Annotated in this window: 23 protein-coding genes; 17 read left to right on the top strand and 6 right to left on the bottom strand. The window is 45.6% G+C overall.

The features are described 5' to 3' along the window. Nucleotides 1-942 carry a DMT family transporter gene (locus BK126_RS15235; RefSeq protein ID WP_076313380.1) on the bottom strand — a complete coding sequence of 314 codons (942 nt, stop codon included), beginning with the start codon at nt 940-942 and terminating at the stop codon, nt 1-3. Between the two features lie 190 nt (nt 943-1,132). Here BK126_RS15235 and BK126_RS15230 point away from each other — a divergent pair, with 190 nt between their 5' ends. The 5 genes from BK126_RS15230 (at nt 1,133) to BK126_RS15210 (ending at nt 3,603) form a co-directional block, all read left to right on the top strand. Beyond that, nucleotides 1,133-1,576 carry a hypothetical protein gene (locus tag BK126_RS15230; protein ID WP_076313379.1) on the top strand — a complete coding sequence of 148 codons (444 nt, stop codon included), beginning with the start codon at nt 1,133-1,135 and terminating at the stop codon, nt 1,574-1,576. A 189-nt stretch (nt 1,577-1,765) separates the two neighbouring features. Next, complete coding sequence (locus BK126_RS15225; RefSeq protein ID WP_076313378.1) at nt 1,766-2,326, top strand: DEAD/DEAH box helicase family protein; 561 nt, start codon at nt 1,766-1,768, stop codon at nt 2,324-2,326. A gap of 56 nt (nt 2,327-2,382) precedes the next feature. Then, a complete protein-coding gene (locus BK126_RS15220) occupies nt 2,383-2,643 on the top strand; it encodes a hypothetical protein (RefSeq protein WP_076313377.1) in 261 nt (86 codons plus the stop codon). A 135-nt stretch (nt 2,644-2,778) separates the two neighbouring features. Continuing rightward, nucleotides 2,779-2,958 (top strand): hypothetical protein, encoded by a 180-nt coding sequence (locus tag BK126_RS15215; RefSeq protein WP_076313376.1) that lies wholly within the window; start codon nt 2,779-2,781, stop codon nt 2,956-2,958. A 33-nt stretch (nt 2,959-2,991) separates the two neighbouring features. Then, nucleotides 2,992-3,603, top strand: a complete 612-nt coding sequence (locus BK126_RS15210; RefSeq protein ID WP_076313375.1) for a flavin reductase family protein — start codon at nt 2,992-2,994, stop codon at nt 3,601-3,603. Between the two features lie 133 nt (nt 3,604-3,736). Here BK126_RS15210 and BK126_RS15205 read toward each other — a convergent pair whose 3' ends face one another. The 5 genes from BK126_RS15205 to BK126_RS15185 form a co-directional block, all read right to left on the bottom strand. Beyond that, nucleotides 3,737-4,789, bottom strand: coding sequence for a helix-turn-helix domain-containing protein (locus BK126_RS15205; RefSeq protein ID WP_076313374.1), 1,053 nt, complete (start codon nt 4,787-4,789; stop codon nt 3,737-3,739). Nucleotides 4,790-4,814: 25 nt separating this feature from the next. Beyond that, nucleotides 4,815-5,822: a Gfo/Idh/MocA family protein gene (locus BK126_RS15200; RefSeq protein WP_076313557.1), complete on the bottom strand. Its 1,008-nt coding sequence runs from the start codon at nt 5,820-5,822 to the stop codon at nt 4,815-4,817. 49 nt (nt 5,823-5,871) lie between these two features. Beyond that, a complete protein-coding gene (locus tag BK126_RS15195; protein ID WP_047913214.1) occupies nt 5,872-6,954 on the bottom strand; it encodes a Gfo/Idh/MocA family protein in 1,083 nt (360 codons plus the stop codon). A 129-nt stretch (nt 6,955-7,083) separates the two neighbouring features. Continuing rightward, a complete protein-coding gene (locus BK126_RS15190; protein WP_076313373.1) occupies nt 7,084-8,124 on the bottom strand; it encodes a hypothetical protein in 1,041 nt (346 codons plus the stop codon). 1 nt (nt 8,125) lies between these two features. Beyond that, nucleotides 8,126-8,668: a GNAT family N-acetyltransferase gene (locus BK126_RS15185; RefSeq protein ID WP_076313372.1), complete on the bottom strand. Its 543-nt coding sequence runs from the start codon at nt 8,666-8,668 to the stop codon at nt 8,126-8,128. A gap of 192 nt (nt 8,669-8,860) precedes the next feature. On the opposite strand from BK126_RS15185, the gene BK126_RS29440 reads away from it, so the two are divergent. From BK126_RS29440 to BK126_RS15130, 12 genes are all read left to right on the top strand, one after another. Further along, complete coding sequence (locus tag BK126_RS29440) at nt 8,861-9,037, top strand: hypothetical protein (protein ID WP_177178740.1); 177 nt, start codon at nt 8,861-8,863, stop codon at nt 9,035-9,037. A gap of 77 nt (nt 9,038-9,114) precedes the next feature. Beyond that, complete coding sequence (locus BK126_RS15180) at nt 9,115-9,405, top strand: DUF6509 family protein (RefSeq protein WP_076313371.1); 291 nt, start codon at nt 9,115-9,117, stop codon at nt 9,403-9,405. A 148-nt stretch (nt 9,406-9,553) separates the two neighbouring features. Beyond that, nucleotides 9,554-12,175 (top strand): ATP-binding protein, encoded by a 2,622-nt coding sequence (locus tag BK126_RS15175; RefSeq protein WP_179085547.1) that lies wholly within the window; start codon nt 9,554-9,556, stop codon nt 12,173-12,175. A 57-nt stretch (nt 12,176-12,232) separates the two neighbouring features. Next, nucleotides 12,233-12,661: a sensor histidine kinase gene (locus BK126_RS15170; RefSeq protein ID WP_076313369.1), complete on the top strand. Its 429-nt coding sequence runs from the start codon at nt 12,233-12,235 to the stop codon at nt 12,659-12,661. 3 nt (nt 12,662-12,664) lie between these two features. After that, nucleotides 12,665-13,798, top strand: coding sequence for a response regulator (locus BK126_RS15165; RefSeq protein WP_083655897.1), 1,134 nt, complete (start codon nt 12,665-12,667; stop codon nt 13,796-13,798). A 136-nt stretch (nt 13,799-13,934) separates the two neighbouring features. After that, nucleotides 13,935-17,807 carry an S-layer homology domain-containing protein gene (locus BK126_RS15160; RefSeq protein ID WP_076313368.1) on the top strand — a complete coding sequence of 1,291 codons (3,873 nt, stop codon included), beginning with the start codon at nt 13,935-13,937 and terminating at the stop codon, nt 17,805-17,807. Between the two features lie 164 nt (nt 17,808-17,971). Continuing rightward, nucleotides 17,972-18,883 carry a DoxX-like family protein gene (locus tag BK126_RS15155; protein WP_076313367.1) on the top strand — a complete coding sequence of 304 codons (912 nt, stop codon included), beginning with the start codon at nt 17,972-17,974 and terminating at the stop codon, nt 18,881-18,883. Between the two features lie 16 nt (nt 18,884-18,899). Continuing rightward, nucleotides 18,900-19,580 (top strand): DUF4166 domain-containing protein, encoded by a 681-nt coding sequence (locus BK126_RS15150; protein WP_076313366.1) that lies wholly within the window; start codon nt 18,900-18,902, stop codon nt 19,578-19,580. A 237-nt stretch (nt 19,581-19,817) separates the two neighbouring features. Further along, complete coding sequence (locus BK126_RS15145) at nt 19,818-20,933, top strand: ABC transporter ATP-binding protein (RefSeq protein ID WP_076313365.1); 1,116 nt, start codon at nt 19,818-19,820, stop codon at nt 20,931-20,933. Nucleotides 20,934-20,957: 24 nt separating this feature from the next. Further along, nucleotides 20,958-23,945 (top strand): extracellular solute-binding protein, encoded by a 2,988-nt coding sequence (locus BK126_RS15140; protein ID WP_076313364.1) that lies wholly within the window; start codon nt 20,958-20,960, stop codon nt 23,943-23,945. After that, nucleotides 23,932-24,912 (top strand): carbohydrate ABC transporter permease, encoded by a 981-nt coding sequence (locus tag BK126_RS15135; RefSeq protein ID WP_076313363.1) that lies wholly within the window; start codon nt 23,932-23,934, stop codon nt 24,910-24,912. The genes BK126_RS15140 and BK126_RS15135 overlap by 14 nt, the downstream gene beginning before the upstream one ends. 2 nt (nt 24,913-24,914) lie before the next feature. Next, nucleotides 24,915-25,829 (top strand): carbohydrate ABC transporter permease, encoded by a 915-nt coding sequence (locus BK126_RS15130; RefSeq protein WP_076313362.1) that lies wholly within the window; start codon nt 24,915-24,917, stop codon nt 25,827-25,829. Nucleotides 25,830-25,843: the final 14 nt, after the last annotated feature.

The following is a 25,843-nucleotide window of genomic DNA, read 5'->3' as shown; positions in this document are numbered from 1 at the left end:
TTACACTTCCGATGTGCTTGGTTTCTGTTGAACCGGAGGCAGCAGCTCTTCTTCACCGTGGATGTTGTTTTTGCCATATCTCAGGAAGATCCAGACGCCAAGCAGAATGATAAATCCTGCAATCAGCTGAATCCCGGTCAGTGCCTCACCGAGCAGCATCCAGGCAAGAATGGAAGCGAACACCGGCTCGCCGAGCACAGACATGGATACGGTTGTGGCATTCATTACCTTGAGCAGCCAGTTGAACAGATAGTGTCCGAACAGGGTTGGGACGATCGCGAGCAGGAGGAATATGCCCCATTCTCTTGCATCATACCCGGTAAAGGGAATTCGATTGATCCCATTATAGGCGGCAAGAGCTGAACCAGCGAATAAAAATACCCAGAAGTTATATACATAAGCACTGATGTTTTTTCTAAGATGCTGTCCAAACAGCATGTGCACAGCTACCGCAATCGTCCCCAGAAAAGACAGCAAATCTCCGAGCAGTGCATCCCCGGATATTTGGAAATCCCCTGCACCGATGACGACGGAGCCGATTACCGCCATACCCATCCCAATGAGCATGACTTTATTGGGACGAATACTGAACAGCCACATGGACCCGAGCATTACAAGAATGGGCTCCAGTGTGAGAATAACGGTTGAACTGGCGACAGTGGTGAGCCGGAGCGAGCCCATCCATAAGAGAAAGTGGAGACCCAGCATTAGGCCTGAAGCGGCAAGGTACAGCCACTCTTTTTTGGTCAGCCGAACGATATCATGACGGTATTTATACAGCAGAGGAGCCATGAGCAAATTGGTGAGAAATAGACGGTACATTGCAATAACAGATACTTCTGCATCCGACCAGCGAACAAAGATGGAAGAGAATGAGATGGCAATGATACCGATAATATACAGCATTTCGTATTTACTAAAGGAACTTTTAGTGCTAGACATGATCGTATACTCCTGTGGTGTATGTATTTTGCTTAAGCTTAACTCAAACATACACATTATACCGGAGCAGCTGGTAATTAGGAATAGCATTTCATTGGCAGCAGAGACCCTGAACCGAATGATCAGCTGATTAACAAGAATGGGATACGTGTAATGAACAGTAAGGCGATTTCAATTGGAGGTAACTCGGATGAAAAAAAGAAACCGACAAACAACAGCCACCTTAAGTGTAACGATCTTGCTGCTGACTGCAGCCATTACTTCGGCAGAACAGACTGCAGCAGCTGAAGCGGCGGCAAGCCTGGAGGCGACAAGCACTGCAGAGCCAATCGTTCGCGGAACCATTGTCGAGACGCAAGCCGTAACACAAAAGGAACAAGCTGAAGAGAATATAATAGAAGAAACGGCGATTTATACAGGTCTCGCTGACCCCCATACGGCTGAGTTTAAAATTGATGGTGAGGCTGCAGCTTTTCAGCTGGAAGAAGGCCTGATGGAGAAATTGGAGCATTTGCGCAGTGGAACACAAATGGAGCTGAAGTATACGGTTAAAACATTCGATAATCTGCCGGATGTAAGGCAGCTCATACTTCATGAGGTGGAGATGACAGACAAGAGAAAGGGGACTAAGTAAGGGGAGCTTGAGTTTGCGGATGGAAGGAATTATTTTTGTATGCGGTTACATAAAGCGATAGGGGACAAATCAAAGATCGTCAGGCAATGATGCCTGGCGGTTTTTTGGGTTACAAATTCTTCTTGCGTCATTGAATAATTTGGAATAATATGGATTGAAATATTCAGGGAAATGAAGGTGAGTTTCGGTATGAAGTTTGTTATTATCTTTGGGCCCCAGGCAGTCGGGAAAATGACCGTAGGGCAGGAACTCGAGAAGATTACAGACCTGAAGCTGTTTCATAATCATATGACGATTGATCTGGTATCCCGCTTTTTTAGCTATGGAACCCCTTCAGGGAAGCGGCTGGTGGGTCTATTTCGCAGAGAGATTTTTGAAGAGGTGTCCAAGAGTGATATGCCAGGTCTTATGTTCACTTATGTGTGGGGATTTGATCTTCCTGAGGATTGGGCTTATATCGAGGAGATCAGCCAGATTTTTGAGTCCAGAGGGGGAACCGTATACTACGTCGAATTGGAAGCCGGTGTAGAGGAAAGGCTGGAACGCAACAAAACACCCAATCGACTTGAGCATAAACCGACCAAACGGGATATTGAATTCTCTGAACGGGATTTGCTTCGAACGATGGAACGCCATCGGCTGAATTCCTTGGAAGGGGAGATCAAGAAGGAGCATTACATAAGAATTGACAATACCAAGCTGAGCCCGGAGGAAACCGCGCAGCGGATTAAAGAAGCGTTTCAATTATAGAACACTGAAATGCAAAATGAATATGTCTCAGGTAAACCGTGAAGGATGTGCACAGCATGAAGAGAATAATTAGCGGAGGTATTCTGCTAATGAGCGGAACGATATTATATACAGGAATTCGTATTTCAACAGCCATTTATGCCGAGAGCTTAGGTGGATGGTCGACTCCGCCGGGTAAATTTGGCACTGCACTTGTAGAATCAGGGGCAGTTTTACCTAGAAATTTGTCAGTTGCTCTGATACTAGCGGGGGTGGCCCTCGTTCTTTGGGGCTGTTTTGATAAACAAATCATTAAGCTCTTTACTCCTTCCAGCTGATAACTGTGCAGCAGAATGGATGAAGAGAAGCTGATTCTGTTGTAAGAAGTGCAAGAAGGGGCACTCTTGGAAATGGACACCTATGAATGGTACTCTAATGGGGAGAGATTAATGTTATTTTAAGGAGAAACTAACATGAGATCAGAAGACCAAGTCAAACGCAAATTAAATGAACTGAAACGTCAGCTGGATATGATGAAGAGCCGATTGTCCGCTGAAGAAGCGGCAGCTAATGTACAGGTGCTTCGTTTGGAGGACATGATCATGATGCTGGAATGGGTTATTGATCAGCCGAGCGGCAGCTACCACGTGTAAAGAATTTGTATAAAGCGATAGGAGAGGAAGCGAATGGTATCCATTAATCCTAGTGAGCAAAGTGAGCGTGAGAATTATAAGCTGCTGACAGGCAGCATTATTCCGCGGCCGGTTGCTTTTGTAACGACATTATCCAAAAATGGTGTGCTGAATGCTGCTCCATACAGCTATTTTAATATCGTCACATCCAATCCACCCATGATATCGATCTCTGTGCAGCGCAAGGACGGCCAGATGAAGGACACGGCCCGTAATGCCAATGAACGTGGAGAATTTGTCGTACATATTTCAGATGAGACGTACATCGAGGAGATTAATAAGACGGCGGCTAATCTGCCTGAGAATCAGAGTGAGATCGCTCTGACGAATTTGACCCTCGCAGATAGTGTTCAGATTGAAGTTCCCGGCATTGCGGAGTCCAGAATACGGATGGAGTGCGTGCTGGAGCATTCCATACCTCTCGGTGGGGAGAAAAATGTGCCTGGATGCGATCTGTTGATTGGACGAGTCGTACATTTTCATGTGAGTGATGAGCTCTATTATGAGGGTAAGATTCGGATGAAGGATTTACGCCCGGTATCAAGACTAGCAGGTAATGATTACAGCAAATTGGGAGAGTTCTTCTCATTACAGCGGCCTGAATAATATCAACCAAAGCTTGTCTTCGTCATAACACAGATGCTGAAGAGCCCCCAAATTAGGGGCTCTTCAGCGTCTTGTCATGTAAAAGGGGAGATTCACCTGGGAAGCCTCAATCGGCCTCGATTTCATTCAATACTTATAGGAGTGAGCTTTCCCGCTCGAAAAAACTGTTAGCTGAGGCTGGGGCTGAAGTTACCTCCGTATTGGCTTGCAGCTTCCTGATTCTCATGGTTTTACGGTATTCCATAGGCGTCATTCGATAGACTCGCTTAAATACGGCATGGAGGTAATTAGCACTGGAATAACCGGTTTCTTCTGCAATCTCATCTATCGTACTGTCGCTTGTGGTCAGCCGTTTGCAGATATGAGACAAACGAATAGATTCCAGCATCTCGGTAAAGGTCCCTCCACCGTATTCCTTCAATATTCGCTGCAGCTGACGGGCGCTAAGATGTATCCGATCTGCAACGACCTCCACGGTGAGCGGCTCCATATAGTTATCCTTCATAAATTGTTCGGCTAGCAGGTACCGATGACGTCCCATATCTCTGGACGGGAGTGAACGTCCGGGCTGAGGAAAATAGGCTCTGGCCGTACGAAGCATAATATTAATAACGGCTTGCTTCATGAGCGTAAATAATCCGGGTTCATTCCGATACCAAGCAGTATAGGCGGTTAGAAAGCATTCCATCGCTTTAAACCGATCCGTCGTCGGGATCTTGGGAAGCGAGCTTAGCTGACTTATACAAGCTTCGGCCTCTTTGTATTCTTCCTGAATTCCCGTACTCCAATAGCCTTGTTCCATAGGGGAGTCCTTGTATGTAGCAGCAGGCCGAAGCGGAACAATTTCAATTCGAAGACACAGCTCCTCCATGGCCTCATCAGGAGCAGCTTCCTGATAATGCATCACGTGAGGGCCCGTTAGATACATCATTCCTTCCGACAGCTTGTATTCCTGCTCCTCCAGAATAACCTTGCCCTTACCTCTTGGTATAAAATGGAATTCATATTCGTTAGAATGCTTATGAAACTCAATGATCTTACCCGCCGGAAAGGTGATCAGATGGAACTGAACGACCCGGATCCCGTAATTTCCCCAGCAAAAGTCTACATTCAGCTGCTCCAGTGCATGGCGTTGTTCATTCATCAGTTCATAGGGGTAAGACAGGCTGGATTCATTCCGTTCCATCTTGCATGCCTCCTTGCGTTAGGGTTTAGATTGGAAGCTTGGTGGTCAGCTTCTCTGACACTCCGCTTCGGGCAGAACGATTGGCGGCTTCCATCAGCTGCGTCAGCTGAGAGCCCATAACCAAATTCGCTTCAAACACCGTGCCAGCTTCGATATGACTTACCCACTGCTCAAAGGCACTTGGGTCTGCATCAGGCAGTTCTGCTGTTTGCCATCCCTCATCATCGGCTGCCCGGTATAACAGCTCGCGATTATGATCTGAGTAGAGAAGGCTGCCTTCTGTACCATGAATCTCGAAGGAAAATGGGGAATGACGGTTGACAAACCCAGCTTCGACAACGCCAAGAGCTCCATTCGCATAGCGAAGTTGGACTACGGCATTATCTTCGACTTCTTTGCCGGTCACATAGCCGTAACTGGCGTAAACCTGCTCCGGCATACCCAGAAACAGATTGGCCAAATACATCGGATGACATCCGAGATCTGTCATCGCACCGCCGCCTGTCTCCTTGTAGTTAAAGAAACGTTCCGGCAGCCAGCCTTGACGGTTAGCACCTTGCGGTATCGCTCCATTATGAGATAGCCGGGTACGGACAAGAGTAAGCTGCCCTAACCTGCCGCTCTCGATAATCTCCATTGCCTTAAGGGTATAAGGCTCATACAGTCGTGGCAGGGAAACAGTGAGAGTCACCTTCTCCTTCTGCACACATTGGAGGATATCCGTACATTCTTTCGTTGTAAGCGCAATCACTTTTTCAGTGAATATGTGCTTTTTCGCTTTTGCAGCACGGGTTATGACATCATGGTGAATAGCTGTGCTCGTAACAACAATAACACCGTCGATATCTGGACTTGCAAGCAGTTGGTCCAGGTTCTCATAGAATGGAACACCGCGTTTAGCTGCTTCTGCCCGTCCGCGTTCGACATCCTCATCCCATATGGCTGTAACTTCAGTCAGAGGATGGGCATCTGCCTGCGATGCATAATCATTTGCATGGACATGCCAGTAACCGAGAATTGCAAGCCTTAGCATTTTACTCATCGTTTCGTCCTCGCTTCCATTGTATTATTGTAAGTTAAGACTATTCAAAATAAATGGCTTTGCCTGTTCTGCTCGATTCATATATGGCCTCTAGGATCTCTGATACGACACAGGCTTGTTCCGGTGTAACCAGCGGCTCGGTATCATGCAGAATGGCATCATACCAGCTGCGCATTTCAAGATCAGGTGCAGAATCGGATTGGCCTTCATAGAAGTCTGCGCCTTTGGCATCCAGTGAGATCTGGTTCAGGTACAGCTTGCCATGGGTTTCGCCATTGATCCGCAGGCCATTTACCATATCAGCACCGCCTTCGGTTCCGCATAGGGTTGTCTTGGCTTCCTGAACATCCATAATATTCAGAGCCCAGCTAGCCTCCAGCGAAATGGTAGCACCGTTCTTCATCACAATGAGACCGACAGCAGAATCTTCAACATTGAATTTGGCTGGATCCCATGGTCCCCAGGCATTTGCGGCATTTTCCTTGGAGGACAGCTTATGGAAGGATCTGCCGAGGACGACGCTCGGTTCGTAGTTATCCATCAGCCATAGCGTGAGATCAAGCGCATGAGTCCCAATATCGATCAGTGGTCCGCCGCCTTGTTTCTCTTCGTCAAGAAATACACCCCATGTAGGAACTCCGCGTCTTCTAATGGCATGGGCTTTGGCGTAATAAATGTCGCCGAGTGTTCCGTCCTGTACAATCTTCTTCAAGGTCAAGCTATCTGAACGGAAACGGTTATTATAGCCGATCGTCAGCTTCTTGCCCGATTCCTTGGCTGCAGCCGTCATTCGCTTGGCATCATCAGCGAGTTTAGCCATCGGCTTCTCACACATGACATGCTTTCCGGCTCTTAGTGCGGCAATAGAGATTTCAGCATGTGTATCGTTTGCCGTCAATACATGTACAACCTCAATCGACTCATCCTGCAGCAGTTCCGTGTAATCGGTATAAACCTTTGCTTCCGGTAATCCATACTCTGCTCTTGCCTTTTCTGCCCGTTCCGGTATGAGGTCACAAAATGCGACAATACCTGTTTCCTTGATCTTGCTTAGGCTTGGTAAATGCTTCCCAAATGCAATACCGCCGCAGCCGATGATGGCTGTTCTGATCTGTTTGTCCACGAGAAAATGGCCTCCTTATTCTGCCTATGATGGAGAAAATATGAGATTCGTTTCGGGAACATTTTAGCATGACAGCCATCTGCGGGGATATTCCAAGATTATGACATAAAAGAGTACAAAATCACGACATCAGACCTGATTTTTACGATTCATCCTGCTCATTTGCTTCTCAAGCTTATTGAAGCCTTCCGATAAGTTCGTCATTTCCAGCTGTTGGGTCGATACGAGGTCGAGTACATCTTTAAGACTGCTTTTATTTTGTTCAGTGATATCAGCTGTGCTTTCAGCCCTTTCTTTGGCGACCTGCAGCATATCCTTTAATTCTGTCATGAGAATCTCGTAGCTGCTTAACAGAGGACTGTCTTCTCCTGCTGTGCGCAGCTTCACGAGCTCTGCATTCATGGCTTCTACCTTCTCACATATAAGAATCATCTGTTGACGGTGCGAGACCGAGTTCTCATTCTGCACTTCATAAGAATATAAAATGTTCTCGATGGAGGAGACGATTTCGACAGAACGCTGGTTGGTCGTGTCTACGGTGGCATTCAGATTGGTCTGATATTCACGAATCGATTGAACCGATTCTGTCAATCGGGACAGCATATCCTCCATCGCCTGCTTGGCTTCAAGCACTTTTTGCGTCTTGCTTCGGTTCTCAAGCTGTAAGTTATTGTTGAACTTCGCCTGCATAATATTAGAAACGGACACAAAGCAAAAAGTAACGATGTAATACAGGAGATCGTTCACGTTTGTCGAATGAAATATGAATTCACCTTGGGTGAAGAAATAGTAGCATAGAATTGCCAACGTAATCAGCGTTGTCATCAGATTAATAAACCGATCCTGGTAAATTCCCATGATGGCGACATAGAAATACATCGTCATGATGTTGATCATATGAGGGTCGACATGATTGATCATAAACATAAACACACCAATAATGATCATATTAAAATACTTCATGAGAGGTGTAAGGCGTTTTTCGAATTTAGGTAAATTACCTACAACTGTAACCGGTACCAAAATTAGTAATATAATACCTTCTACGGTAAGCACGAACTCTAACGAGATTCCCAAGGCAAAGTTAAGCATTTGTACTACTGTAATAACTGTAGCAAACACAGCTACGACCCAATTATTTCTTTTTTTTAGCAGATGAAATTCATTCACGTCAAAAGACACCCGCTTTCCATTTTTCGGGTGGAATATACCAGTCGTATTGATTTTCCTGAAGTCGTTCATATGCCTCTTTCAAATGAAAAAGAGCAGGTATTGCTTCAGCCCCCTTGAACCAGACTTTTTCTTTTACTTGCGTTGTTCTTATGTGATAAGTGTTGTTAAATGAACGGAATATAGAAGGGTCTGCCATACCTACGGCATGAGTATATTGGTTTGTATTGGCGTAGTCTATCATGAAGCTAACTATCTCTCTGCCCAGTCTTCCTCGGTAGTCGGGCAGTACCGCAAAACTATCAACCTCAACTATCTTCATTCCTTCCTTTATAAATTCATCAAACATATTTCGCATAAAAGGTCTTGAATAATTATATGGCGTAAACTGAAAAGTTCCTCCGGGGTTACCATCTATGTAAAAAATATAGGGCTCGGAGTTTGCTTCAACATATTCCATTTCAAACCCTTTTTCATTCCAACTTGTTCTTTTTATATCATAAAATATCTCCAGTTCTTGCTGAGTAGAAACTTTGCTATACATCTTTCTTCCTCCTGCTGGCGTGTTGTCATATTTAAAGTATATCGGAGATTGAGGAAAAAGACTGTAGTAAATTCAAATTTCCAGCAGAATATAGTGACACACTGTTGTCAGTTTGAGCTCGTATACTGTGAAGAGTCATTCATTAGGAACAATGAAGGTATTTGAAGATCTGATAGAGGAGGCGAAGGGCAGTTGCATAACCGTGATCGTTATCCCATTCGTGTTGATATTGAGAAGATTATGGAGCAGCTAGGAATGAATCAAGAGAAAGTGATGGATTACATAGATGAACAGAAGAACCCGCATTCTTCTTGCAAAAATAATCTTAAGCCCGTATATTTATCGCATGAAAGCGAAAAGAATGAATAAGAAGGATTGGCCCTTACGATTTCAGGTGTGTCCTGATATAATAAAGCGTCATAAGGTAGAGAGGATGAGCAGCAGCAATGCTTGAAATGAGAAGCTATAGATTTGAAGAGGTTAAAGATCCGTTTGGCATTCTGACGGGGACTCGTTATGAATTCCATATTGATCTTGACGTAGAGGAAGATGACGAGCTGTACTCTGAGAATGGAGTGTACATTCGAGTGATTTATAGAACGAGTGATGCAGATTCCGGTATCGTTAAATATGAGCTGTACGAGAGTGTCACAGATCAATATTTGGATTTTGATCTGGAAGAGGATGAGCTTGCTTCGCTTGATGCGTTCTGTAAGGAGAAGCTGGCAGAAATCTAGTCAGGAAGAGCAAGCCGGTAATGTGAATAGGTAGAGTTTCTTTTGATAAGCAGCAGTGCTGCTATCGAAGGGAGCTCTTTTTTTTGTTAATTCAAAGCTCTTTAATTGCCGATAAATAGGTGACATGATGGTTGAAGGAGCGGACTTTTTGTATAAACGATGGTTAACGATTTCTACGATTGCTTTTATCTTATTTTCTTTGATTCCTGTATCTATTCTTATCAGTAAAGAAGCACGTCAAGAATTACAAGTGCATAACGGAGTGATGGACCTGGCGGCATGGGATCCGGAGCAGCACAGCAGAATTAAATTGGATGGTGAATGGGAGTTTTATTGGAATGAGTTGCTTCCCCCTTCCTTCTTCAGGCATGGCGCATCAGACTCTGTTTCCAGAATGATAATGGAGGTACCCTCCGATTGGACCGAGAGCCGCATTAACGATAAACCTCTACCTGCTTATGGGTATGCGACTTATCGGATGGTGCTGAGCAATGTTCCTGATGATATGGTTTTTGCCTTAAAAAAAACGAATATTCGCTTTTCAAGTGATATTTATATAAACGGAGAGAAGCTCCTGTCTGATGGGAAGCCCTCTCAGCGCAGTACAGACTATACAGCAGGCAATATCCCACAGATCGGCGGATTTTCAACCACTGGTGATGATATAGAAATTATAGTCCATGTAGCAAATTACGATTATATTAATGCTGGAATTCCCTCTTCCCTTTATTTTGGTGAGCTGAACCATATGATGAAGCATCAACAGCAGTTGACTGTTCGTGAGTTCAGTTTAATTGCGATCCTGGTTACACTTGCGGTCATATACGCCGTATGCTTCATAGCTGCATGGCTGAATGGAAAAAAGGATTATTCATTACTTCTATTTTCCTTGATATGCTTACTATTTTCTATCTATCAGGGGCTGGTAGGGGAAAGAGTCTTATTACTGTTTGGTTCAAGCTTTTCCTTTGAATGGATCTACAAAATAAAGGATATCAGCTCGATGACCTACTTTATCGTACTTGTTGTCCTCTTCAATCAGCTGCAACAGAATATTATTTCACGAAGAGCTACGAAAATAGCGATCACCGTCCTTGGTATCTTTACACTGCTCATCGTGCTTCTTCCGATCCAGAGCTATACTCTACTTCAAGTATATGTGATTGTATTTTACGAATTTCTTCTTCTGTGGATGCTGGTAAGGGCAGGAGCCCTATACGTTAAAAGTACGGCCAATCATCGGATAAATTCTATGTTGTTGTTTATGGGGATGTTAACCATAAATCTCTATTCATTAGACCTGCTCTTGTTTGCATTTTCGCTAAAAGAAGAGTTGTGGCTCGGGCAATTATACATTGTTATTTTTAATATCATTATGATATTTCTTGTAGTGCTTCGTTTTTTTACAGCATATCAGGAAATGAAAGAGATGAAGAACAAGCTGGTTAAGCTTGATAAAATCAAGGATGACTTCTTAATCAATACATCTCATGAGCTAAAAACACCGCTCGGTGCAATTGTGGGTATCACGGATTCTATCATTAAGCGTGTTGAAGGACCTCTTAACGAACAGCAAGTTCAAAATCTAACCATTGTTAAGAACAGCGGTAGAAGATTAACCATGCTGGTTAACGATTTGTTGGATTACTCCAAGATGAAGAATGGAGATATAACACTTCATAAGAAAAAGATGAATCTGAGAGCCTCTGTAGATGCGGTTATCAAATTGCAAATGTTTGTACTCGGGAACAAGCCCGTCCGTCTCATAAATAGCATTTTGGAAGCCTTCCCCGATATTTATGCCGATCCTGATCGATTACTGCAAATTCTGCACAATCTGATTGGAAATGCAATGAAGTATACAGACGTTGGTGAAGTTAAAATAAGTGCTGAGATGCATCGAAATACGGTTGTTATTCATGTTAGAGATACCGGAATTGGCATTGCTCCTGGTATGGAGCGGTTTGTATTTCAAGCTTACGAGCAGATTGAATCATCCTCCAAATACGATCGAAGCGGTATAGGCATCGGTCTGAGTATTACTAAGAAGCTCGTTGAACTGCACGGGGGCCGAATTCGAGTGGAATCTGCGATAGGAGAAGGATCTGTTTTTACCTTTACTCTACCGCAGACGGGTATAGATTCAGTGGAGTGGAATACAGCATCAAAGGAACATAATGATGAGGCTCATGAGTCATTAAACCTACAAGTTCAATATCCGTTATATCTGGAAGGTGAAATTAAAGAACCCATATTGGTCGTCGAGGACGACTTGGCGAATATGCAATCCATAATCAATGCTTTGAAGCTGAAGGGTTATTCGATTGTTGCGGTCCATAATGGACATCAGGCGCTGCAGGAACTGGATAAAAACCAAGGCTTCTATCTTGTTATTTTGGATATTGTGATGGCTGATATGAGCGGTTATGAGGTACTAACAAAAATTCGAGAAAGATATACGCTATTTGAGCTGCCAGTATTAATGCTAACAGCAAGAAATAAGGCGGAAGATATGAGAATTGCTGTAGATAACGGTGCGAACGATTACGTCGGGAAGCCATTTGAGACAGAGGAACTGCTCGCTAGGGTCAACAACCTTACCAAAATGAAAGCTGCTGTAAAACATGCGAAGGACGCAGAGATTGCTTTTTTACGTTCACAAATTAAGCCTCACTTCTTATATAACGCCTTAAACTCGATAGCTGAGCTATGTATCGTTGAGCCTTCTCAGGCGGAAGATTTGGTGCTTCATCTTTCCAGTTATTTATGAAACAGCTTTGATTTTAAACAGCTGGATTCGTTCACTACGCTTGAGAAAGAATTAGCATTGGTTGAAGCTTATGTCCATATTGAAAGAGCAAGGTTTGGCAATCGAATTCAAGTAGAGTATGACATTGACGCGGATCCATTTATTCAAATTCCACCCCTCATCCTGCAGCCATTAGTCGAGAATGCAATCAGACATGGGCTGATGTCGAGCTCGAGTGGAGGAATTGTGAATGTGATGGTGAGGAAGCAGGAGGATCATATGATGTTCATTTCCGTATCCGACAATGGCTGTGGGATGAGTGAGAAGAAGCTCCAGGAGATTCTGTCTCCTCAGACGGAGTCAAAAGGTGTAGGCCTGTGGAATATAGGTCAGCGAATCAAATTGATCTACGGTATCGACTTTGAGGTTAACAGCGTGGAGGGAGTCGGGACACAAATTATGTTCCATATTCCGGCCCATCCGGATTACATGAGAAGGAGTTATTAACTAATGCTGCAAGCTGTTATTGTGGACGATGAAGAGCTCTCTATTAATCGATTAAAAAGGCTGCTGACGGATCATGAGGAAATAGAGATTTCACGTACTTATTTAAATTCTAAGGATGCCCTTCAATATATAGAAGCAAATCATGTGGACATCGTATTCTTGGATATATCCATGCCTGAATTAAATGGAATGGAGCTATCTAAGTATCTGAAGCATCACCATGAATCTATAGAGGTCGTTTTCGTAACCGGATACGATGATTATGCCGTGCAAGCCTTCGAAATCAATGCGCTTGATTATTTGTTAAAGCCAGTCACGGCACAGCGGGTAGAGATGACTTTAAACAAAATCCGGAAAACCGTTTCAACTAAGGTTCGAGAAAAGACCTTGCCTGCAGAGTCCTTAGAGCTATTCTTGAAGGTTGAAATGTTTGACGGTTTTAAAATATATCAAAGTAGTCATCAAAAAGAATGGGTTAAGATGAGAAGCCCCAAGACGGAAGAATTGTTTGCTTTTTTGCTGCACAAAAGAACAGTCAGCCGAGAAGAAATTATAGATACCTTGTGGAAAAATTTTGAGCCTGAAAAAGCGTGGAAAAATCTGAATTCCACCTTGTACTACATTCGTCAAGCTATTAATGGCTGCTACAAGGGAGCATCCGTTATCCAAGCAACGAGAAATGAGATTCGTATTGATGAAAGGTATTTGTCCTGTGACATATATGAGTTTGATCGTTTAATGAAACAGCAAAGCAATAATCGCATTTTTGAAATTGAGCAAGTAGAGTCAGCCATGAAGCTGTATACCGGAACATTTCTAAAAGGAAAAACATACGAATGGGCGAGCAGCTGGGGGTTAGAGCTTGAGCAGGACTATATAAAAATGCTTGAATACGCCGCCAAATACTATAGACAAACAGACCAAAGCGAGCGTTCTCTATACTTTTATGAGGAAATTATCAAAATAGACGCTTTTCGCGAGGATATTGGCGGAGAATTAATAAAAGTCTACTTAGAGCTGGGGAGGGAGAAGGAAGCGCTCCGTTTTTATCAGAATCTAGAAGATTTATATCGAACAGAACTAGGAACCGAACCGTTAGCCTCTATTAAAAATCTAATCAACTCCATTGTGTATTGATGCAAATAAGGACCTTAAGCGATAAGTCTATTATCCTAGGTCCTTTTTACTTGTTTATTTTTTGTTTATTGCATAAATGTATAATTTAGGAGAATTATGTCGAATTGAGTAATTAGTAATAGAGGGGAAGAAATAAATGAACCGAAAATTTGTGAAAATCGCCGTAAGTACGACACTATCAGTTGGTATTGCGGTATCGGGGACTGGTTACAGTGGGAGTGCCTTGGCCCAAGTAGCAGGCATGGGTTGGAGTACGGATGATAGAGAGACGGTGCTTCACCCGATTGTGGAGGATACTAATAGTCAGACTTTTTTCATCGCATCTCTTTTGTCTGGAAAGGTCTATAATTCTGAAACTACCGGAATTGCTGTAATGGGTACGGACAGCTCTAATGGAACATGGGAGTATTACAATACAGTTACGGGTTATTGGTACAATATTGAGAAAGTAGATGGTGGAATGGCTTATATTCTGCTGTCGAGCTCGGATCAAATTCGTTTTAAGCCAAATCCCAATTGGCATGGTAAAGCGAGTATTGACTATAAGCTGTGGGATACAACGCAAGGTTACAATTCATTTGATAAAAATATCGATACCTCTGGTACTTCTGCATTCAGTGCGGAGCAGGGTTCGACATCCATTAGTGTCACTCCGGTAAACGATGAGCCTTATCTCACGGAGGCAGATGGAGGAGAATATCTTAATCTAAATGGTAACGGAAAGTACGTTGTGCTTCCATCCAGCATCAATTCGATTTACGCCGATTCCTTCACAGTCGAAGGATATCTTAAGGTGGATCAGTTTAATACTTGGATGAGATTTTTCGAATCCTCCAATGGTCCTGGAAGTGACAATATATTTGTAGGTTTTGACAATGGAAAGATGAACTTCTCTGCTTATAACGGTTCGAATGGGCCTGCTATCGGGGCAGTAAACAATATGACTACGACAGCGATTTTTCCGCAAAATCAATGGGTTCATGTTGCACTGGTATACAGTCAGTACGAGAAGAAAGCGTATATCTATTGGGACGGTGAACTTAAGGCTTCCGGAGCTGCAGATTTAAGCTCGATCGGAGGCAGACTTCGCCATAATCACTGGCTAGGCAAAAGTGGTTGGGGTCAAGATGGTTATTATTACGGCGGAATGAAAGATGTAAGCTTCTGGAGCAAGGCCAAGAGCAGGGAAGAAATCATTAGCGGCATGAATGCTAAATTGACCGGATGGGAGCCGGGTTTAGTTGCTCATTACAAGCTGGATCAAGGAAGTCCTCATGCCATCAGTACGCCTCCAGGAAAAGATGGAACAATAGTGAACGCAACACACAAGCAAGCCGAGGGTTTTGTTGGTGCAGTAACGACAGATATGAATCGCTCTGTAAGAAGAGCGTTTAAGGTAACGGATGTAGACGGTGATTCACTTACAGTCACAGTCTCATCGTCTAATTCTTCCATCGTTCCTAATGAGAATGTGGTTATTGAGGGCACTGGAGAAGAAAGAACGATGATCATAACGCCATTGCCTGACCAATATGGAAGAACAACGCTAACGATTGCTGTTAATGACGGAACGGTTCAAAGAAGTTATGATCTGAACGTTATTATAAACAATACGATTACAGTTACGAATGTCGTACTAAACAAGGACAGTCTTGACTTTATAGTAGGAGGGGACGCAGAGACGCTCGTGGCTTCTGTATCTCCGGAGAACGCTTCAAATAAAGATATCATGTGGACATCGGATAACCACAGTGTTGCTACAGTGGATTCTGACGGAGTTGTGACCCCGGTTGGTCCGGGAACAGCCGTCATTACGGTAACGACAGTGAACGGCTGGCATACAGATACAGCGACAGTCAATGTAGCGGACAAGCCAGGTACACCTGAGAATGTAACGGCCATTCCAGGTGATGGTGAAGCGACGGTTAGCTTTACAGCGCCTGCGGACAATGGAGGAAGCCCGATTACGAATTACACGGTAACTGCACAGCCAGGAGGTATTACGGCGAGTGGTACGGGCAGTCCGATTAAAGTAACGGGCTTGGACAACGGAACAGCCTACACCTTCACCGTGGTAGCGACCAACCGTGCCGGAGACTCCTTATCTTCGATGTCATCTGCAAGTGTTACACCAATACCGCCTGCTCCAGGAGCACCAACCTTGCTTGAGCCTGCAGCTGGCAATGGCGAAGTGACCTTGACTTGGAACGGAGTAGACGAGGCAACGGGATATAAAGTGTTCATGAGTGAATCGCCGGATGCGATCGATAACGAAGTAGCTACCGTAACAGATTCAGTCTACAGTCATACCATTACAGGATTAACGAATGGTAAAGCCTATTATTTTGTACTGAAGGCAACGAATACGGGCAGTGATAGTGCTCCATCCTTACCGGTTACTGCAACACCGATGACGGTTCCTGGAGTACCGACCAATATAACGGCCACATCAGGCAATCGTCAGGCGATCATTACCTTTACTCCTCCTGTGGATGATGGAGGCAGCCCGATTACGGGTTATGAGGTTACCGTCATGCCAGGAAACCATAAGGTGTATGGAACAACTAGCCCAATTACAGTGACAGGCTTGGATAACGGGACGAGCTACACCTTTACGGTGACAGCTATTAATGACAAAGGAAGCAGTGAGCACTCGCTTGAATCGGAGCCAGTGACACCGTTAGTACCAGCTGCACCGCCAAGCGAAGACGAAACAAACATCCCAGCTCTGGCTCCAGCTCCAGTACCGGCACCAGCACCACAAAAAGAAGCCGAGATCCTGGTGAACGGCAAGGCAGAGGATATTGGAACGGTATCAACGAGCGAGCAAAATGGTCAAAGCGCAACCAAAGTAGCTTTAGATGATCAGAAACTAAAGGATAAGCTTGCAGGTGAAGATTCAAGTTCAGTCTTATCCATTACCGCTCATAAGGAATCCGATGTACTGATCGGTGAACTAACCGGGCAAACGGTCAAAAATCTGGAGAAGATGGAGACCAAGCTCGAAATCAAGACAGCAAATGCAGCATATATTCTGCCTGCAGATACAATCCGAGTTGATGAAATTTCGAAGGAGTTTGGAGCCGCAGCACTTCAGGATATTCGAATTGAAGTGAAGGTCGCAGCGACCAATCGTGAAATGCTTAAGGTGATCGAGAATGCAGCGGTAAACGGCAGATTCACTTTGATTACACCTGCTGTTGATTTTTCCGTAAGTGCCACTTATGGTAATCAGACCATTGAAATATCTGAATTTAATCAATTTGTTACTCGGATGATCGCTATTCCGGATGGAGTAGACGTAAGCAAGATCACGACGGGCGTCATCGTTGATGCAGATGGCTCGGTACGTCACGTACCAACCAAAGTCACGCAGATTAACAGTAAGTATTATGCGCTGATTAATAGTTTGACGAGTGGTCATTCCTATTCTGTCATTTGGAATCCTATTGAATTCAGTGATGTAGAAGGTCACTGGGCACAAGCTGCTGTAAATAATATGGGATCAAGAATGGTAGTGGATGGAGTAGGAAGCTCCCTGTTCAATCCTGATCAGAACATCACCCGAGCAGAATTTGCGGCAATTGTTGTTCGCGGATTAGGACTAGGGCGTGATAATCAACCATCTTCCTTTACGGATGTAGCTATGTCAGACTGGTATAACAGTGCTGTAATAACAGCAGCGGAATTTGGACTTATACAAGGTTTTGGAGACGGCACCTTCCGTCCGAATGAACATATTACTCGTGAGCAGGCGATGGTCATCATAGCGAAGGCAATGGAGCTGACGGAGCTGAATTCTACACTGCCAGCGGATACTTCTCAGCTTGATGCTTTCGTGGATGCACCAGACGCGTCAAAATGGGCAAGTATGAGCATTGCGAAGAGTGTACAAGCAGGCGTTATTAATGGCAGAAGTGAGACGAAGCTTGCACCAAAAGCCAACATGACGAGAGCTGAAGTTGCAGCGATTGTAGAGCGGCTGCTGCAGAAATCTGAAATAATTTAACTAGCTGTATGTAAAAGAGTTTCTCTTGCTTCAGGTGAGGCCTGTTGCGGAGAAACTCTTTTTTTTGTATAAAAGGAAACTTTTCACTGTGCTGCAGCGTCTATAATATAAATTAGATTGTGATTATTTTCTCATATAAAATTTGGTTCGTTAAGGAGGGGGGGATGAGAGTGTCCGCGAGTAAGCCGATTTATGTTGAAACGTTCATTCATACAGAGATGGAGTCGATTTGGAGAGCCACACAAGACCCGGCAAAGCATGAGGAATGGGACCTGCGATTTTCCAAGATTGAGTACATTCCGAAAGAGGATGAAGAGGAGAAGCAGCGTTTTCGCTACGTCACAAATATCGGATTCGGGCTTCGAATAGAAGGGGAAGGTGTAACCACGCCAGGGAAGTATCAAGACCAAGAACGTATGTCGGCCCTGCTATTTTCCTCGGATCAGGCAATCTCGCTTATACAGTCCGGCGGAGGATATTGGCGGTATATACAAGAGGATCAGGGGGTCCGGTTTTTAACTCGGTACGATTACAAGACACGATTTTATTTCCTGGGAAAATGGTTTGATCGTATGATATTCAGGCCACTGATGGGCTGGGCGACAGCACTCAGCTTTGATGTTCTTAAGATTTGGCTTGAAAAAGGAATCCCTCCGAAAGTATCTTATCGGCAGCTGCTTATTCATGCGATCGTTACCTTTGGTCTGATGTTTACCTGGATTTATCATGGATTGGTCCCGAAGCTGCTCACACAGGATGCTCAGGAGCTTGCCCTATTGAAGGGGGTCATCGGTTCGGAGGCGAATGCGGTGCTCTTGCTGCAGGTGGTGGGGATGCTTGAAATTGCTGCTGGGATCTTATGCCTCTTACTTCACAGGCAAAAGGCACTTTATATATTCAACATTGCAGCCATGCTGCTTCTCGCTATTGGTGCAGCGATCTCAGATATATCCGTCTTCCTTGCACCGTTTAATCCAGCCACTTTAAATATGGCGGTTTGTTTGCTGGCCTGGATCGGCTGTATGACACTCACACATCTTCCATCCGCAAAGCACTGTATCCGCAAGCAGCCATGAGAGAGGAGAACAAGCGATGGATTCCATCTATCGGACAGCATTAGGAACTGATTTTGAGAAGCTCCATCCCCGAATTCAGAAGCGGTTTGGGTTTAACAGCTCAAGCGGAATCGCTTCAATCGGGACAGGAGTTATGGATTCCGTATGGTACGGGCGAATGTACACTCTTCCTTTTCTTTATATCGGCACCTGGCGGAATATTATGTTTCCTCAGAAGGGGACGAATGTGCCGTTTACGATCGAGAATTATGCTTATCAGGATCAATTTGGACGAGAAACCGTGACTTGGATTCGAACCTACGATTTTGGTAATCAACGCCGCAGATTCGATGCCACCATGATTTACAGCTGTCAGCGGAACAGGGTTGTGGATTACTTAGGTACGCATCAGCATCTGGCAGTGGACATTGACCTGACTGTCGATGCGGAAGGAGGCTTAATACTGCGCTCGGGTGAGCAGCGTTTTTATGAAGGGATCATCGGATTCCGCTTTCCCATGCTGTTCTCTGGAACAGCCGATGTGAGGGAGTGGTACGATGATTCAATGGATAAATATCGGATTGATGTGAAGGTTACAAATGATACCTGGGGTCCGTTATTCGGATACAGTGGAAGCTTCGATACTGCCTATATCCCTGTGCTCGAAGACCACATTCCTTCCCATGTGAAGCCAGTTCGTGAGGAAAAGCGGGAATAGCGAATCTCCAAGCAAAAGGATGCGTGAATTCAGCGCATTCTTTTTTTATGGAGAACCTAGAAATACGGTATCGGTTAGTCATGTATACAAATGGTTGATCGGCTAGCAGAAACAATCCGAACTACACCGAATAGCGAAATTAGAGTGTTTATTCACAGATACAAAATAATGGAATTGCAGGAAAGCCCGCCTGGAGCCCATAGTGAAAATGGAGGATGAAACGAGAGGAGAAGGGTGATGGCACGAATCCTGTTTAACCATGTGTACAAAAGATATGGCAAAGATCAGCAGCCCGTCGTACAGGATTTTCATCTGGAAGTAGCGGACAGAGAATTCATCGTGTTTGTTGGACCATCGGGATGCGGCAAATCAACGACGCTTCGGATGCTTGCCGGGCTGGAGGAAATCTCGGAGGGCGAGATCTGGATCGATGACGAAATGGTGAATCAGCTGCCGCCAAAAGACAGAGACATCTCCATGGTGTTCCAGAACTATGCACTGTATCCCAATATGTCTGTATATGAGAATATCGCGTTTGGACTGAGGCTTCGCAAAATGCCAAAGCATGATATTGATTTGGCAGTGAAGAGGGCAGCGAGAATTCTCGAGATAGAATCGTATCTTGACCGCAAGCCGAAGGAGCTGTCCGGCGGGCAGCGCCAGCGTGTAGCCCTTGGCCGGTCAATCGTGCGCAATCCGCAGGTGTTCCTCATGGATGAGCCGTTGTCCAATCTGGATGCCAAGCTCAGAGTTCATATGCGGACAGAAATTATCAAGCTTCATAAACAGCTCGGAGTGACAACTATATATGTAACCCATGATCAGACAGAAGCGATGACGATGGGCAGCCGAATTATTGTACTGAAGGACGGCATTATCCAGCAGGTGGATTCACCGGAGCTGATATACAATGATCCGCAGAATATGTTCGTTGCAGGATTTATCGGTTCGCCACAGATGAATTTTATAGAAGGAAAAATTGTAGAAGCGGACAATCAGCTCGAATTTCAGACGCGAAGGCATCGTCTCGTGATTCCCGAGAGCGCTGCTGTTCCCTTGAGGAAGCGTAATCGGGTCAATAAGTACGTGATCCTCGGGATCAGGCCGGAGAATATAAGCATAGAACCCATCATGTTCGAGACCTTTCCAAATGCTGTTTTTCAAGGTACACATCAGTTCAGTGAACTCATGGGTGCCGATCGCTACTTATATGTCGATATTGGAACTGACAAGGATCTGATTGCCAGGGTGAACCCGAGAGAGCATGTGGAAGAGCTGACAGAGATACGGCTGGCGATGGATATGAACAAGGCATTATTTTTCGATAAAACGACGGGCGAAAGGTTCAGCTGATATACAGGAAAAGAGAGGTGCAATATGAAGCATATCCGCTATATTTTCCTTATTCTTCTGCTTGGAGTCATGCTGTTTGCGGGCACCTTTCCGTACGCAAGCTCTTCTGTCACTCGGCCTGCCTCTGCTGCGGATGCCTTGCAAGGTTCGGAGGAAGAGGGAGATCCTCCTGTCAATTCCACAATTGAAAGCGCATTCGAACCCTATTATGTGGACGTTGCTCGTACATGGGAGGAAGAAGGAGCTCGGCCTGCTCGTGAGTCCATTCTTGTACCCGGCACACGTCTCTCAGGCCAATCCGAAGGGGCTAGTGTAACTACAGGCTCTTACGCTGGCAAGGAGGAGGTGCTGATCTGGAACAATAACCGGACAGAATGGATCGAGTATGAGATTGAAGTTCCTGCCGAAGGAATGTATGAAATGGTGCTGTCTTATCACGCCTTGATTGATGAGGACGCTGTTTATCAGAGCTACCGGCCGACAACGATGGCTGTATCCTTTGACGGTGAATATATGTTCAATGAGGCAAGGGCGATCGAGTTTGCAAGAATGTTCAGGGATGTGCTCCCTTTCAAGACGGATGAGAAGGGAAATCATATCAGACCAAGACCGATTGAACAGAATCAGTGGATGAGACAGTCATTTCAGGATGCGGAGGGTACCAGTTCTTTGCCGCTGAAGTGGAAGCTGACCGAAGGCAAACACACGCTGCGTCTTCAATCCTTTGCGCCTATCGTTATCGATCAGATTGAGCTTGTCCCGCCGACAACCATACCTTCTTATGAGGAGTTCCAGACGACCCTGCCGGAGAACAACGGGCATGCGAGCGGAAGCGAGGTCATCGTCATCGAGGCCGAGCATATGCAGGCCAAAAATGATGTAGCCATTCAAGTGATGACAGATCAGGACCCGCTTATGTCACCGGATGCCGACAATAAGCTGATTTTTAATGCGATTGGCGGAACACGCTGGCAGAATGGCGGCGGCGCAATAACCTGGAGCTTCACGGTACCGGACAGTGGACGGTATAACCTCGGGATCAGAGCCTATCAAGGCTACCAATCGAGCAAAAAGGTGTATCGCAAGATCATGATTGACGGGAAGGTGCCCTTCGAAGAACTGCTGGCGTACCCGATCTCTTATTCTACAAGCTGGCAGGGGCTCGTGATTGGTCAATCAGTGGAAGAGCCTTACGAAATATACCTTGAAAAAGGGGAGCATACCCTCACTCTGGCTGCTACCTATGCTCCTTACAGCCCGGTGCTTAATGAGCAGGAACAAGTACTCGCACGGATTAGGGACTTATCGGAAAATATCAACACGATTACCGGAGGAGTAGAAGATACAGCTCGAACGTGGAGGATCAAAGAGAATTTTCCGGAGCTCATTACAAGGACAGAGGAGATTAAACAGCGCCTGGAACGTATGGAGACCATGCTGCTTGAAGTGAATGGCGAAGCCGATGCAAATTTACAATCCTTGGCTACAGCCATAACCGATATAGAGGATATTCTTCGTTATCCAAATGACCTACCTTACAAGCTGGAGGATCTCAGCCTCATATCTTCCCGGGTTGCCTCCATCACATCGAGCCTTACGGCTGCACCCATGGCACTCGACAAGTTATATATTGCGCCGGCAGGCACAGCGTTTCCGAGAATGGAAGCGAATTGGGGAGAGAAGACGTTAAGAAATGTCTCTTCATTCTTTCATTCCTTTAGTTCAGACAACAGGCTGTCGTCCAGTGAGGAAGAGGTGCTGAATATATGGGTCAACTATGGTCGTGACTATGTCAATCTGATACAGGAGATGGCGGATCAATATTTTACTCCGGAGACCGGGATTGAAGTTCAAGTGGATCTTCTTCCAGATGAAAATCTACTGGTGATGGCGAATGCGGCCGGTAAATCTCCGGATATTGCGCTGGGGATGACGGAAGGAAGGCCGATTGAATTGGCCATTCGCGGGGCAGTAGAGGACTTGTCGGATTATCCGGGGTTTGATGACTTATTCGAGCAGTACTCACCGGGCTCCACACTGCCCTACTATTTTGCTGACGGCTATTATGCACTCCCCGAAACCCAGCGGTTTCAGGTGCTCTATTATCGCAAGGATATTCTACAGAAGCTGGGGCTCGGCGTACCCGATACATGGGAAGAAGTGATCGAGATGCTGCCAACCTTGCAGCAAAATGGATATAACTTTCACATTCCGTATAACGATTATATGACCTTCCTATATCAGTATGGTGCTGAGTTTTATACGGCAGATGGAATGAAGACAGCACTTGATTCACCGGAGGCATTTACCGGCTTCAAGCTCATGACCGACCTGTTTACCGTGTACGGGATTGAGCAGCAAGTCCCAAGCTTCTACCAGCATTTCCGTGATGGAGATATGCCGATCGGGATCGCCGATTTCAACTTTTATTTGCAGATGCGTGTAGCAGCACCGGAGCTGGATGGCTGGTGGGGAATGGCGCCGCTGCCGGGAACAGAGAGTGAGCATGGTGAAGTAGAGCGCTGGACAGGTGGTAATCAGACCGCGGCAGCGATCTTCTCAAACAGCGATCTTAAAAAGGAAGCCTGGCAGTTTCTACAGTGGTGGCTGTCGAGTGAGACGCAGCAGCGATTCGGGAATGATCTGGAAGGATTCTACGGAGTAGCGTTTCGCTGGAATACAGCGAATCTTGAAGCCTTTACAGGACTGCCTTGGAACGAGGAGGAGCTTGCGGTCATGCTGGAGCAGTGGCGCTGGTACAAGGATATGGCTAACATACCAGGCTCCTATTTTATCCCGCGTGAAGTCATGAATGCTTGGAACCGAACCGTGCTGAGCGGACAAAATTACCGCGATGCGCTTGAAGAGGGCATTCTCGGCATGGATCGTGAGATTTGGCGTAAAGCACGGGAATTTGATTATATCGATGAGCAAGGCAGCATTGTCGATACTTACGATCCACCGCAGGTGACAGAGCCTTGGAAGGGAGTGGATAGGTATGTCAACCCATGAGGCAGAGCTCTCTAAGTCAGTAACACCGCCAGCGAAACAGCAAAAAACCAGCCGCAAGCGTATTGCAGGGCTTTTCAGAGAGATATGGAAATATCGGCTTTCTTACCTATTCATTTCTCCCTTTGTCATTGCCTTTATACTCTTTATTCTGCTGCCTGTGCTGGCTGCGTTTGGGCTTAGCTTCACAGATTTCAACACCATCCAATTCCCGAAGTTTATCGGCTGGGATAACTACGAATATATTTTTTCACAGGATACCTTATTTCTGAAGCACGCAATTCCGAACACGATCAAATTTGCGGTGCTGGTCGGACCAGGCGGCTTGATTCTATCCTTTATTCTCGCCTGGCTGATCGCTCAGATTCCAGACAAGATTCGGCTGTGGTTCGTGCTGGCGATCTATGCTCCCTCGTTAACCGGAGGCGTGGTGATGCAGATCATATGGCAGCCGCTGCTGTCTGGAGATCGCATCGGCTACTTGAACAGCTTCTTACTTAAGCTTGGCATCATTGATGAACCGCAGCTATGGGTGCTTGATCCGGCCTACCTGATGAATTCCATGATTATCGTCACCTTGTGGTCCAGTATGGGCGTAGGCTTCCTCGCGATGCTGGCCGGTATTCTGAACGTTGATGAGACGCTCTATGAGGCCGGGCGGCTTGACGGAATCAAGAGCAGATTGCAGGAAATCTGGTATATTACGATTCCTTACATGCGGCCGCAAATGCTGTTTGCTTCCGTCATGGCCATTGTATCTGCGTTCAAGGCAGGGGCTATTGGTGAACAGCTGTCCCAGACCAAGCCGACGCCTGAATATGCAGGGCATACCCTCGTCAATCACATTGATGATTATGGGCTGGTCCGGTTTGAGATGGGCTATGCAGCAGCCCTGTCCGTTGTTCTGCTCATTACAATCTATATATTCAACAGGCTCAGCTGGAGATTGTTTGGTACGAAGGGGGAATGAATATGGACCATGCCGCAAAGGATGGATCTCAGAATTCAGCTAAACGGCCTGTCATGAACCGCAAATCCTGGCTTCGGCGTATGGACAGGACGCAGCTGATCTTGACGCTTCTGCTCGGTATATTCGCTGTGTTGATGCTGGTACCGATCATTTACATCATAAACCATGCGCTTAAGCCGTACTCGGAGCTGTTTATTTTCCCTCCGAATATTTTTGTCCGGCAGCCGACCTTGAGTAACTTTACCGAGCTGTTCGTGATGACCCGGGATGCCGTCATTCCTGCTTCACGATATTTGTTTAACAGCATCGTTGTGGGTGTCATCGGAACAGGCAGCGTCGTTATTGTAAGCGCTCTCTGCGCTTATCCGCTCTCAAAGCACAAATTTCCGGGCCACAAGCTGTTGTTCTCCATTATCGTTGTGTCCCTGATGTTTGTGCAGGAGGCCATTAATATTCCCAGATATGTGGTTGTCGCAAATCTCGGTATTATGAATACATATTGGGCACACATTCTGCCTCATATTGCGAGCACCGTAGGTGTTTTTCTGATGAAGCAGTTTATGGATCAGGTTCCGAATGAACTGATTGAAGCAGGTAAAATGGACGGCGCAAGGGAGTTCACAATCTTCGCAAGGATCATTATTCCGATTACACTTCCAGCCTGTGCCACCGTTGCCATCCTCTCCTTCCAGTCCATCTGGAGTGATGTATCTACATCAACGCTGTTCATGCAGGACGATGCGATGAAGACATTTCCGTTCTTTCTGTCGACGCTTACCCAGAACCTTGCCAACTCGGTTGCCAGACAGACGGCAGCGGCAGCAGCTGCACTCATCATGTTCTTGCCTACACTGATTATGTTTCTATTTTTCCAGCGCAAGGTGATTGCCACGATGTCGCACTCCGGCATCAAGTAGCGAAGGAAAGGAGG

The organism is Paenibacillus sp. FSL H7-0326, from assembly GCF_001955535.1.
GTDB classification, from domain to species: domain Bacteria; phylum Bacillota; class Bacilli; order Paenibacillales; family Paenibacillaceae; genus Paenibacillus; species Paenibacillus shunpengii.
Note: the sequence above shows the minus strand (reverse complement) of the source record. Positions and strands in the feature narration are given on the sequence as shown.

Excerpts from the sequence above, each read along its gene's own strand:
- BK126_RS15185 (WP_076313372.1), bottom strand. The coding sequence starts at position 8,668 with ATGTATAGCAAAGTTTCTACTCAGCAAGAACTGGAGATATTTTATGAT.
- BK126_RS15220 (WP_076313377.1), top strand. The coding sequence starts at position 2,383 with ATGAAGAGAATAATTAGCGGAGGTATTCTGCTAATGAGCGGAACGATA.
- BK126_RS15135 (WP_076313363.1), top strand. The coding sequence starts at position 23,932 with ATGTCAACCCATGAGGCAGAGCTCTCTAAGTCAGTAACACCGCCAGCG.
- BK126_RS15140 (WP_076313364.1), top strand. The coding sequence starts at position 20,958 with ATGAAGCATATCCGCTATATTTTCCTTATTCTTCTGCTTGGAGTCATG.
- BK126_RS15145 (WP_076313365.1), top strand. The coding sequence starts at position 19,818 with ATGGCACGAATCCTGTTTAACCATGTGTACAAAAGATATGGCAAAGAT.
- BK126_RS15165 (WP_083655897.1), top strand. The coding sequence starts at position 12,665 with ATGCTGCAAGCTGTTATTGTGGACGATGAAGAGCTCTCTATTAATCGA.
- BK126_RS15150 (WP_076313366.1), top strand. The coding sequence starts at position 18,900 with ATGGATTCCATCTATCGGACAGCATTAGGAACTGATTTTGAGAAGCTC.
- BK126_RS15230 (WP_076313379.1), top strand. The coding sequence starts at position 1,133 with ATGAAAAAAAGAAACCGACAAACAACAGCCACCTTAAGTGTAACGATC.
- BK126_RS15210 (WP_076313375.1), top strand. The coding sequence starts at position 2,992 with ATGGTATCCATTAATCCTAGTGAGCAAAGTGAGCGTGAGAATTATAAG.
- BK126_RS15160 (WP_076313368.1), top strand. The coding sequence starts at position 13,935 with ATGAACCGAAAATTTGTGAAAATCGCCGTAAGTACGACACTATCAGTT.
- BK126_RS15130 (WP_076313362.1), top strand. The coding sequence starts at position 24,915 with ATGGACCATGCCGCAAAGGATGGATCTCAGAATTCAGCTAAACGGCCT.
- BK126_RS15200 (WP_076313557.1), bottom strand. The coding sequence starts at position 5,822 with ATGCTAAGGCTTGCAATTCTCGGTTACTGGCATGTCCATGCAAATGAT.
- BK126_RS15225 (WP_076313378.1), top strand. The coding sequence starts at position 1,766 with ATGAAGTTTGTTATTATCTTTGGGCCCCAGGCAGTCGGGAAAATGACC.
- BK126_RS15215 (WP_076313376.1), top strand. The coding sequence starts at position 2,779 with ATGAGATCAGAAGACCAAGTCAAACGCAAATTAAATGAACTGAAACGT.
- BK126_RS15180 (WP_076313371.1), top strand. The coding sequence starts at position 9,115 with ATGCTTGAAATGAGAAGCTATAGATTTGAAGAGGTTAAAGATCCGTTT.
- BK126_RS15235 (WP_076313380.1), bottom strand. The coding sequence starts at position 942 with ATGTCTAGCACTAAAAGTTCCTTTAGTAAATACGAAATGCTGTATATT.
- BK126_RS15205 (WP_076313374.1), bottom strand. The coding sequence starts at position 4,789 with ATGGAACGGAATGAATCCAGCCTGTCTTACCCCTATGAACTGATGAAT.
- BK126_RS15155 (WP_076313367.1), top strand. The coding sequence starts at position 17,972 with ATGAGAGTGTCCGCGAGTAAGCCGATTTATGTTGAAACGTTCATTCAT.